Here is a 10499-nt window from a genome sequence, read left to right on the forward strand (position 1 = left end):
TTAAACCTTAAGTTTTGATGATTTTCATGCAAAGTTTATGCGCAGCTGATGGGCAATAGGAAAAGGGAAAGAATGAGCAAAATGATGATGATTGATGGCTTACAATATAGCCATTGGAGCCGTGAAGTATTTGAGCAGATGCGAGAGGGTGGCTTAAGTGCTGTCCATGTGACTATTGCTTATCATGAGCTTAGTCGTGAGACGCTGCAAAATATTGGCCAATGGAACCGCATGTTTGAAATGCATAACGACTTGATTATGCCTGTTCACACTGCAGCAGACATTCAATCTGCACATGCTCAAAACAAGGTTGGCATTATTTTCGGGTTCCAAAACTGTTCACCTATTGAGGATGATATTGATCTAGTGGCTATTTTTCACCAGCTTGGTGTGCGTATTATGCAGTTAACCTATAACAACCAAAGCCTTTTAGGAGCGGGTTGTTATGAGGCTACTGACTCTGGAATTTCTCGATTTGGTAAGGTTGTTATTGCAGAAATGAATCGTGTGGGCATGGTTATTGATATGTCTCATAGTGCTGAGGAAAGCACCCTACAAGCGATTGAAATTTCACAGCGCCCGATTGTTATCAGCCATGCTAATCCAACATTTTTTGAGCCTGCCAAGCGGAACAAATCTAACAAAGTGTTGTCTGCCTTGGCCGAAAGTGAAGGTCTGCTTGGGTTTAGTATGTACCCATTTCATCTTAAAAATGGGCCAAAGTGTCGTTTAGATGAATTTTGTACCATGGTTGCAGATACTGTGGATTTAATGGGAATTGATCGGGTGGGCATGGGTAGTGACTTGTGTCTTAATCAGCCTATTTCAATTTTAGAATGGATGCGCAATGGCCGTTGGACTAAACAAATGGACTATGGTGAAGGTTCCGCAAACAATGCGGCTTGGCCTGAACCTCTATCCTGGTTTAAAACCAGCGCAGATTTCCCGAATATTGTGTTAGGGCTGCGTGAAAAAGGCTTTAATGAGGTAGAAGTAGAAAAAATAATGGGTGGTAACTGGTTAGAATTTTGTGCGGCGGGTTTCGGACCGAGGTAGCAGCCCAACATCTGCCTTTGTTTTGGAGTTCACATTTGAACTCTCCCAAGCATCCACAGCATAGGTTTTTTGAGGTATTAGCATGAGTCAAATCATATTGCGTCCAGCTTCACAAGCGATGGACTTAGAGCGTTTAGGTGCAGGTTTTTCTAGTAACTTAAGCTTCATGCGGACATTAGTTCGACACATGGTAAAAGATCAGTGGGCCATTAGTTATAGCCAGTTTGAGTTAGATCAAAATGGTTATGGACACGCTGTGTTTGATATTAAAATGCCTCATAGCAAGCTAAGCTTGGTGGTTTTTTCTCAATACTTGGCCCCAGAAGACCGTAATGATCGGGTGATTGCTGAAAAGTGGGACTTAACCATGACTCTAGTAGAAGGTGAGGTAGATGACCAGTGGCTCGAGCGCTTAGCGGTTAATGTACCATTACAAGAAGCTGGCCGTGTAGATTCCCGCAGTTTGTGCTTATCGCGGGGAAACCGTAGTGCTCGAATATTTGATTCTTTGCTGGCCCAGCTGCGCAGTGGTCTGCAACCAGACCCAAACAAGCTAGCTGAAGTTGGCTACTTGTACCGCACTACGGCGGTGTATGGTTCTGGTAAATTTGGAGCTTGTGACTGGGGTAAAATTGCTCGCCAGCACCCTGATTTAGCACGGCCTTTTTCTGCTGAAATGTTGGTGTGCTATTTATTACGTCAATTTAGTTTGGATCAATTGCACCACATGGTGCACCAGCCAAATTACCCTGACGCTGTGGACTTAGATGTTAATTTACAGCGTTATTTAGGGATTGGTAATTCTACTGGGCTGGGTATGGCGCCTTATTTAATTAATCACCCTTTATTGATGAGTCAGTGGATTGGCCAAAGGGAGCAGGCCTATGCAGAAGTTTTGGCTGAGCCGGTGGCCAAGGAAAAGGTGGCTAAGCTGCAACAAGTGCTGTTGCAAGCAATGCAGCATGTGCGAGAAGTGAGCACGCTTGATGAATGGCAGAGTAATAATAATGAACAACTTTTAGTCGATACTCAAAAGTTAACTGACTGGTTAGCCAGTGATCAAGGAGAAGTTCATGATTGGCGTGAACTGCATGAATGGGCCCAGCAGCATTACAGCCTAGAAACTCAAGAATTATTAGTGAGTTTGTTGTTTGAGCTATACCCAGCCATTGTTAATCCAAAGGAAGATCAGTTGGCTATTAATGAAAGCCTTACCTACGATCCAACTCAATCGGCACAGAACCTAGCTGACAGCATTCAGGAAAGTTATGACTGGGTATTTGACTATGACTTTAGTGAAACTGATGAGAAACAAACTTTTTGGTATTATTCGCAAGAAAAAATTGAACCCAGGCTTGGTAAAATGGGTGTTGATGATGGTGCTGAGGTACAAATGTTTTTGGGTATCGCTAAGGCTGTACAGGCGTGCCATGACGACTTGTTAATGGTCATTGACCATACTAAGGATGCCAGTGTGGCAGAGTTTTTATTGCAGAAGCCAAAGCACCTTGGGATTGTAAATCGTATCGCTACTATGTCCCAGACTCAATATGGAGAAATTCGAGCTAACTTGCTGCACAAAGACGTATTGCCTATGCACCTGTTGCGATGCAAGTTGGCATTTTTTGGAGTGGGTAAGTTTGATCCAAAATCTGCATTGTGGGTGCGCAACACTATGTTCCAAGGTGCTCCTGTAGTGAGTGATTTAACTCATGAGTTTAATGACGATTGGTATTTTCCTGTGGCGCCTAAATTGAGTTGTGAGACGCTCGGGAATGTCTGAGTTGATACAGGTATCAGCGAACGAAATTAAGTTTTTGGTAAAGCGGAGCGTTGAAGGTTTAGGCTTTCCCCCAGGGGATCAGTTGTCTGCAGGTATTAAAGCAGCTGCTGCTTTTCAGCTAGGTCTGGCTAATAGTAAGTTGCTCGATAAGGCGTTAGATGCTCTTAACAGCCTCATTAGCGCCCCTGTGCTGGTATCTTCAAGTAACCAAGAACTGCAGTTTGACGCGCAAGGTCAATCTGCTTTGGTGCAGGTTGAATTAGCGTTAGGCTTGACCTTGGCTAAGGCTGTGCCTCAGTTACGTATTAAACGGGTTGCAGCAGCAGTCTTTGCTGTGCCGTGTTTAATGAACTGGCTTGCTCAACCTTTGAGCAGACCTGCAGCACAACAATGTTATGCCCTTTACTTTGCCCACCATACTGGGGCACAGCGTTGTGTGCTGATCGCAGCAGATGGCCAGTTGTTAGGTTTGTACCAGCCTTCGCAGCGTCTTGTGGCAGCTGATGAACTATTATTATGCATGGGTCAAGCTGATATAGACGGGCTACTTATTACTGACGGTGCGGATTTATTGGGTTGGCGCGAACGATGCTTGGATCAAGGCATACACCTAGATGCAGCTTTAGTTAGCCGTTTAAAACGCATGATGCAGGCCTCTTTTGTGCCAGAAACTGAGGCCTCCCGGGCAGGTGCTGGGCCTGGCTAGGTTGCAACCTTAGGCCTTTTTTTGTCCCATAAGAATACCTATTGCCTGAATAACCCTTGGGCTGCGGTCTTCAGCTCTAAACGCCTCTAGTACCTTTATGCGTAACTTAGGCTGGTACATAAGTTCTTGCACTAAGCCATTGAATACGCCCTGATCTGCAGCACACTGGTGAATAAATAAATCCATCAAATCTGGCTTTAATAAATCGTCACTGCACTTGCTGGTAATCGTAGCTAATAGTTCAACTTCTACCATATTATCCTTGTCCAGGATCTGCTTTAACCAATGCTGGCGTGATGCTGCATCTGTAGATTGGCTAATAGCACGCAAACAGGCCACTTTTTCAGCATTATTTATGCTGGCCTCGCCGCGCAAGATAAAGGCCTTAGATGCTAGGTGGTCTAGCTTTTGATTTTCAAGCTGTGCAGCTATTGTTTCAAGCACCGCAGCAGGCAATTGGCTGATTTTTTGTTGCCACTGCTGTTGCTGATCTAAACGCATGGCAAAATCAGCAAACCCTTGTAACCCTAATTCTTGCCAGTTTTGTTGTGAGTCTTCGCTACTCATGTAGCTTCGTACTGCTGGGTAAAATCTGGAAGCAGGTTGGTCTAGTGTAATGCTTGCTTGAGCATGAAAAGCAGCCATACGGGCCTGATCTGGCGTAAAGGCAAGGTTGCTGTGTTTGAGTTGTTCAGCCCACTCACTGGAGGCCTGTTCATCTAGCATGTTGGTGCCAATAGTCTCTAATAACTGATTAAGAAATTCATCGCGGGCGGCTTGAATGAGTAGGCCACGTTCATCCAGTGGCAGTTTAAGAAACCAAACTGTGGGGCTAGAGGCTTGGAGTTTTAGGCTTTTTGGTGACCAAGATAAAATACTTACCCAGGCATGGCGTAACCACGGTAGTGGATAAGCTTTTTGCCCTTCTTCAAATTTTTTAAAGTCTGTAGACGAAAGTTTACTCAGCCGACAGCCCATGTCATATATGCGGTACTGACCTTGCAGTTGTTGCAGAAGATCACTCAAAGTTTCCATGGGTTGCATTTGGTCTGCTCGCTGGCGTAGGTTAATATGGCGCGTATTATATCAAGTTTTATTCAGTGGGGTGAGAATTGTGGAACCAAAGCGCTGGTGGGTATATATGGTGCAGACCCTGGGTGGACGCTTGTATACTGGGATTACTACAGATCCTCAAAGACGTTTTAAAGAACATTGTGCTGGGGGTAAGTTAGGCGCGCGGTTTTTTCGCACAGACCCAGCTTACGCTATAGCGTTTGTAGAACCCCAGTCGGATCGATCTGCTGCAAGTATACGTGAAGCTGCTGTGAAGAAATTAACCCGGCAGAAAAAATTATTACTAGTTGCAGCCTACGCTGCTAATAACGCCAGTAGTTGAAGGTATGTCGTTCAGCTTTCACTAATAGATGAGGTTATGTTTCTTTGTTGTTATGTTGACATTTCTTGGGCGTTAAACCGCTGACCAGTAACGCCTGCACTGTCTGGGCCAAGCAAGTACTGGTAGGTTGGCATGATATCTTCTGGTGCTAAGTTAAGCCCAGGGTCTTCGCCCGGGTAGGCTTGAGCTCGCATGTTGGTCCGTGTTGCCCCAGGATTGATGATGTTGACGCGAATTTTGCTCGTGTTCTCGGTTTCCTCTGACAGTACTTGAGCCATGCCTTCCGTTGCGAATTTAGAGACGCTGTAGGCCCCCCAGTATGCTTTACCTTGGGCGCCAACACTGGAGCTAGTGAAGATTATTGAGGCATCATTTGATGTTTCAAGTAACGGTAACAGTGCTTGTGTCATCATGAATGGTGCAGTGACATTCACGTGCATTACACGTTGCCAAGTGCGAGATTCGTAGTTTGAAATAGGTGTTCGTTGGCCAAGAATGGATGCGTTATGGACTAAGCCATCCAAACTGCCAAATTCTCCTTCGAGTATTTGCGCCAGTTCGATATAGTTCTCATCTGTAGCGATGCTTAAATCTAACGGGTAAATTGCCGGTTGGCCATGGCCAGCGTGTTCAATCTCATCGTAGACAGCCTCAAGCTTTTTTATCGTTCGGCCCAGTAATATCACAGTCGCACCCAGTCGGGCGCAATCAAGGGCTGCTGCGCGGCCGATGCCGTCGCCAGCTCCAGTGATTAAAATCACTCTGTTTTTAAGTAGTTGTTCTGGTGCTGTGTAATCCAACATGAAAAGTTTTGTCCTAAAATAAATCAAACCAAGGTGGGCTTAGTTTTGATAATGGCCCTAAGATTTTCCAGCGTGTGGTTTTGTGGCATAAACGATGTAATTAACGTCGACGTCTCGAGCTGTTAGGGCGTATTTTTTGGTGAGAGGGTTGTAGGTCATGCCTGTCATTGATTGCGCAGACAAGCCTGCCAAACGCATGTATTGATCTAGTTCAGAGGGTTTGATGAACTTCTTATGTTCATGAGTGCCTTTGGGAAGCATTTTTAACAGATATTCTGCGCCAATAATTGCGAACAAATACGACTTTGCATTGCGGTTAATAGTAGAAAAGAAAGCCTGGCCACCTGGCTTTAGTAGTTTTGCACAGGCTGCAACAACTGCGCTAGGGTCTGGCACGTGTTCTAGCATTTCCAGGCAGGTCACAACATCATATAAACCCGCTTCTTCGTCCGCTAGCTGTTCTGCAGTCATTTGTCGGTAATCAACTTTTACACCACTTTCTAAGCTGTGTAGTTGTGCCACTTTCAGAGGGGCCTCTCCCATGTCTATGCCGGTAACAGTTGCGCCACGCAGCGCCATGGCTTCTGCGACAATACCGCCACCACAGCCAATGTCAGCTACTTTTTTACCGTGCAGGTGGGCGCGTTCATCAATCCATCCAATACGTAATGGATTAATGGCGTGTAAAGGTTTGAACTCGCTATCTAGATCCCACCAACGGGCTGCAAGGGCTTCAAATTTGGCTATTTCTGCTGGGTCAACGTTTTGATTCACAGTGGGGTTTCACGCTAGTAAAATAATATCTACGATTATACCGCGTAAATCGATTGACTGCATCCGAAAACCAACATCTATGCGGCCTGCTAATGATCGCTTTGTAGGTGGCAAATTAGCCTCTAATTGTGCTAAAGTTGGGCTTTATTTAGCGCCGGTTTTTGGCGTTGTCCATAAGGGCGCCGAAAGGTAAGCTCGAAGCGTTAGTCGCACAAGGAAATTGGCATAATTATGGCTGAAATGGCTAAAGAAATATCGCCTATAAATATTGAAGATGAACTCAAACAGTCCTACCTAGATTACGCTATGAGCGTCATCGTTGGACGTGCCCTGCCGGATGTGCGTGATGGTTTGAAGCCTGTGCACAGGCGTGTATTGTTCGCTATGAATGAGTTGAGCAACGATTGGAATAAGCCCTACAAGAAATCTGCCCGTGTGGTGGGTGATGTTATCGGTAAGTATCACCCTCATGGTGATACTGCGGTATACGACACTATTGTACGTATGGCGCAGCCTTTTTCTATGCGTTATACCCTGGTTGACGGTCAAGGTAATTTTGGTTCAGTAGATGGTGACTCTGCAGCAGCTATGCGTTATACGGAAATCCGTATGCAAAAGATTGCCCACGATTTATTGGCCGACTTAGAGAAAGATACAGTTGATTTTGTGCCTAACTATGATGGCACCGAAATGATCCCAGATGTTTTGCCCACGCGGTTACCCAACCTTTTGGTTAACGGATCCTCAGGTATTGCTGTAGGCATGGCTACTAACATTCCACCGCATAATATTAATGAGGTGGTGAGTGGCTGTTTGGCCCTCATTGAGAACCCTGATATTGAAGTGGATGAGCTAATGCAGCACATCCCTGGCCCAGATTTCCCAACAGCAGGCATTATTAATGGTCGTGCAGGTATTGTGCAGGCATACCGTACTGGCCGTGGCAGAATTTATGTGCGCGCCCGCTATCACGTAGAAGAAAATCCAAAAAATAATAAAGCGTCTATTATTGTTACAGAATTGCCTTATCAGGTTAACAAGGCGCGTTTAATTGAAAAAATTGCTGAACTTGTTAAAGATAAAAAAATCGAAGGTATTACTGAGCTGCGTGATGAGTCTGACAAAGATGGCATGCGTATGGTTATTGAGCTTCGTCGTGGTGAAGTGCCCGAGGTTCTTATCAATAACCTGTATACGCAAACACAAATGGAAAACGTGTTTGGCATTAACGTAGTGGCCTTGGTTGATGGCCAGCCACGTACCTTAAACCTTAAACAAATGCTGGAAGCCTTTGTACGTCACCGCCGTGAAGTTGTTACGCGACGAACTTTATTTGAATTACGAAAAGCGCGAGAGCGTGGGCACGTGCTTGAAGGGTTAATGGTGGCTTTGGCTAACATCGATCCAGTGATCGAACTTATAAAAACTTCTGCAAACGCCGCGGAAGCTCGTGAAAAGTTAGTTGCGCAACGTTGGCCTGCTGGCCGAGTAGTGGCTATGCTTGAGCGCGCTGGACCAGATGCGTGTAAGCCAGACACGTTAGGTGTTGAATTTGGCTTGCACGGGGATGAATATCAACTCTCTGATGGCCAGGCCCAGGCTATTTTAGACCTGCGTTTGCACCGTTTGACGGGATTAGAGCAAGATAAACTGGTAGCTGAATACCAGTTGTTATTAGAGCGTATTGCTGAGTTATTAGAAATCCTAGGTTCTGCAGAGCGTCTGATGGAAGTGATTCGTGAAGAGTTGAAACAAGTTTTAGAGGCTTACGGTGATGAGCGTCGCTCAGAAATTATCGCTTCACGCCAAGATCTTACGGTAGCAGACCTGATCCCTGAAGAAGACATGGTGGTGACTATATCCCATGGCGGCTACGCTAAAACTCAGCCAGTGAGTGATTACCAAGCTCAGCGCAGAGGTGGTCGAGGCAAAGCAGCCACAGGAGTGAAAGAAGACGACTTTGTAGAGCATCTGCTGGTAACCTCTTCCCACGATACTATTTTGTGCTTTAGTAACCGCGGTAAAGTGTATTGGTTGCGGGTATTTGAAATTCCACAAGCAAGTCGTACTGCCCGTGGGCGCCCTATTGTTAACATATTGCCACTGGACGAGGGTGAAAGGCTGACTACTATTCTGCCGTTGCCAGAGGGTGGTTATCAAGAAGGGCACTACATCTTCATGGCGACTGCTAGTGGCACTGTGAAGAAAACGCCACTGACTGCATTTGCGCGACCTAGGACGAGTGGATTAATTGCTCTTGGCTTAGATGAAGGTGACACGCTTATTGGAGCGACTGTCACTGATGGTGATCAGCAAATCATGTTATTTGCAAACAACGGATTGGCTGTGCGCTTTGATGAAGGTGATGTGCGCCCTATGGGCCGAACTGCTCGAGGGGTCCGTGGTATACGCCTTGCTGAAGATGCCATTGTCATTAGTTTAATTATGCCTCAAACAGAAGGACGCATTCTGACTGCTAGTGAAAATGGCTATGGTAAGCAAAGCCGGAACGAAGATTATCCAGTGCGGGGTCGTGGTGGTAAGGGTGTTATCGCAATTCAAATGTCTGCACGTAACGGCGCTCTTATAGGTGCAGTTCAGGTGTTTGATGGTGATGAAGTGATTCTTATCAGTGACCAAGGCACCCTAGTACGCACTCGAATCAGCGAAGTGTCTGTTTTGGGTCGTAATACCCAAGGCGTAACCTTAATTAAAGTGCAAGAAGGCGAAAAGCTGGTGCAAGTTGCGCGTGTTGCAGAAACGATGGAGGAGGACACTGATGAAGCTGCAGATCAAGCTGCTGTAGTTTCCACAGAGGGTGGCCCTGAGGTCGAGTCGAACGAGGCTTCGACCACGACGGATGCGCCGGAGCAGGAGTAGACGTCGATGAATACACGTCAGTTTAATTTTAGTGCTGGTCCTGCTGCACTGCCTACTGCAGTGTTGGAGCTGGCCCAAGCAGAAATGTTGGATTGGCAAAGCCGTGGCTTATCGGTGATGGAAATCAGTCACCGGCATCCTGCTTATATGGCATTAGTGCAGCAAGCTGAGTCTAAATTACGTCAGTTAATGGGCATTCCAAGCAACTATAAAGTGTTATTTTTGCAAGGAGGGGCCACTGCTCAGTTTGCCCTGTTACCTATGAATTTGCTAGGCATTAAAACCCATGCAGACTATGTAGATACTGGAATTTGGTCTGCTAAAGCTATAGCAGCCATGGCGCCCTATGGCGTAGCTTCAGAAGCCGCATCAACTGCTTCGAGTGGCTACCTTAAAGTGCCGGCTCAAAGTGATCTTAAGCTTAATAAAGATGCGGCTTATCTTCACTATTGTCCCAATGAAACCATTAGTGGTTTGGCATTTGATTATGTGCCTGATTCTGGTGCAGTACCCCTAGTAGCAGACATGTCGTCAACCATTCTTTCAGAGCCAATCGATGTGACTCAGTTTGGTGTTATTTATGCGGGGGCGCAAAAAAATATTGGTCCAGCTGGACTAACTTTAGTCATCGTTCGGGAAGACCTTTTGGGTAGTGCGCAGGCAACCACGCCAAACCCGTTTAACTACGCCATGCAAGCAGCTAATGATTCTATGCTAAATACGCCACCAACCTATACTTGGTATTTGGCTGGGTTGGTTTTTGATTGGCTGTTAAAGCAGGGTGGACTTGGTGCTATGGCTGAAATAAATGCGGCAAAAGCACGCCTGCTTTACCAAGCAATAGATGAAAGTCAGTTGTATTCTAATAAGATCAGTGTTTCCAATCGCTCTAAGATGAATGTGACCTTTACCTTGGCAGATAAAACACTAGATGCTAAATTTTTACAGCAGGCAGAAATTAATGGCTTGCTTAACCTCAAGGGTCATCGCAGTGTGGGTGGTATGAGGGCAAGTATATATAATGCAGTTCCCGAAGCGGCCGTACGTGCGTTGGTCGCCTTTATGAATGATTTTGAAACTCGACACTGGGCTTAAAATAAT

9 protein-coding genes are annotated in these 10499 nt (G+C 45.8%); 6 read left to right on the forward strand and 3 right to left on the reverse strand.

What is annotated here, in order from left to right:
* The first annotated feature begins 72 nt into the window (after positions 1-72).
* The 3 genes from ABXT60_RS05395 (at position 73) to ABXT60_RS05405 (ending at position 3545) form a co-directional block, all read left to right on the forward strand.
* Complete coding sequence (locus tag ABXT60_RS05395; RefSeq protein ID WP_443631721.1) at positions 73-1056, forward strand: membrane dipeptidase; 984 nt, start codon at positions 73-75, stop codon at positions 1054-1056.
* Positions 1057-1138: 82 nt separating this feature from the next.
* A complete protein-coding gene (locus ABXT60_RS05400) occupies positions 1139-2839 on the forward strand; it encodes a hypothetical protein (protein ID WP_443631722.1) in 1701 nt (566 codons plus the stop codon).
* Positions 2832-3545, forward strand: a complete 714-nt coding sequence (locus ABXT60_RS05405) for a hypothetical protein (RefSeq protein ID WP_443631723.1) — start codon at positions 2832-2834, stop codon at positions 3543-3545. The genes ABXT60_RS05400 and ABXT60_RS05405 overlap by 8 nt, the downstream gene beginning before the upstream one ends.
* Positions 3546-3554: 9 nt before the next feature.
* Here ABXT60_RS05405 and ABXT60_RS05410 read toward each other — a convergent pair whose 3' ends face one another.
* A complete protein-coding gene (locus ABXT60_RS05410) occupies positions 3555-4589 on the reverse strand; it encodes a DUF3549 family protein (protein WP_443631724.1) in 1035 nt (344 codons plus the stop codon).
* A gap of 70 nt (positions 4590-4659) precedes the next feature.
* Here ABXT60_RS05410 and ABXT60_RS05415 point away from each other — a divergent pair, with 70 nt between their 5' ends.
* Positions 4660-4941 (forward strand): GIY-YIG nuclease family protein, encoded by a 282-nt coding sequence (locus ABXT60_RS05415; RefSeq protein WP_443631725.1) that lies wholly within the window; start codon positions 4660-4662, stop codon positions 4939-4941.
* Between the two features lie 50 nt (positions 4942-4991).
* On the opposite strand, the gene ABXT60_RS05420 is transcribed toward ABXT60_RS05415, so the two are convergent.
* Both ABXT60_RS05420 and ubiG read right to left on the reverse strand, forming a co-directional pair.
* Entirely contained in the window at positions 4992-5744 is a 753-nt protein-coding gene (locus ABXT60_RS05420) for a YciK family oxidoreductase (protein WP_443631726.1), read from the reverse strand.
* 57 nt (positions 5745-5801) lie between these two features.
* Entirely contained in the window at positions 5802-6518 is a 717-nt protein-coding gene (ubiG, locus tag ABXT60_RS05425) for a bifunctional 2-polyprenyl-6-hydroxyphenol methylase/3-demethylubiquinol 3-O-methyltransferase UbiG (RefSeq protein WP_443631727.1), read from the reverse strand.
* A gap of 231 nt (positions 6519-6749) precedes the next feature.
* Between ubiG and gyrA the strand changes: the two genes are divergently transcribed.
* Both gyrA and serC read left to right on the forward strand, forming a co-directional pair.
* Positions 6750-9398, forward strand: a complete 2649-nt coding sequence (gene gyrA, locus ABXT60_RS05430; protein ID WP_443631728.1) for a DNA gyrase subunit A — start codon at positions 6750-6752, stop codon at positions 9396-9398.
* A gap of 6 nt (positions 9399-9404) precedes the next feature.
* Entirely contained in the window at positions 9405-10493 is a 1089-nt protein-coding gene (serC, locus tag ABXT60_RS05435; protein WP_443631729.1) for a 3-phosphoserine/phosphohydroxythreonine transaminase, read from the forward strand.
* Positions 10494-10499: the final 6 nt, after the last annotated feature.

It is taken from the genome of Candidatus Njordibacter sp. Uisw_056, assembly GCF_047730085.1.
Taxonomy (GTDB): Bacteria; Pseudomonadota; Gammaproteobacteria; order Pseudomonadales; family Balneatricaceae; genus Njordibacter.

Bases quoted from the DNA above. Each gene is read 5' to 3' on its own strand.
- ABXT60_RS05395 (WP_443631721.1), top strand. From the start codon at position 73: ATGAGCAAAATGATGATGATTGATGGCTTACAATATAGCCATTGGAGC.
- ABXT60_RS05400 (WP_443631722.1), top strand. From the start codon at position 1,139: ATGAGTCAAATCATATTGCGTCCAGCTTCACAAGCGATGGACTTAGAG.
- ABXT60_RS05405 (WP_443631723.1), top strand. From the start codon at position 2,832: ATGTCTGAGTTGATACAGGTATCAGCGAACGAAATTAAGTTTTTGGTA.
- ABXT60_RS05410 (WP_443631724.1), bottom strand. From the start codon at position 4,589: ATGCAACCCATGGAAACTTTGAGTGATCTTCTGCAACAACTGCAAGGT.
- ABXT60_RS05420 (WP_443631726.1), bottom strand. From the start codon at position 5,744: ATGTTGGATTACACAGCACCAGAACAACTACTTAAAAACAGAGTGATT.
- gyrA (WP_443631728.1), top strand. From the start codon at position 6,750: ATGGCTGAAATGGCTAAAGAAATATCGCCTATAAATATTGAAGATGAA.
- serC (WP_443631729.1), top strand. From the start codon at position 9,405: ATGAATACACGTCAGTTTAATTTTAGTGCTGGTCCTGCTGCACTGCCT.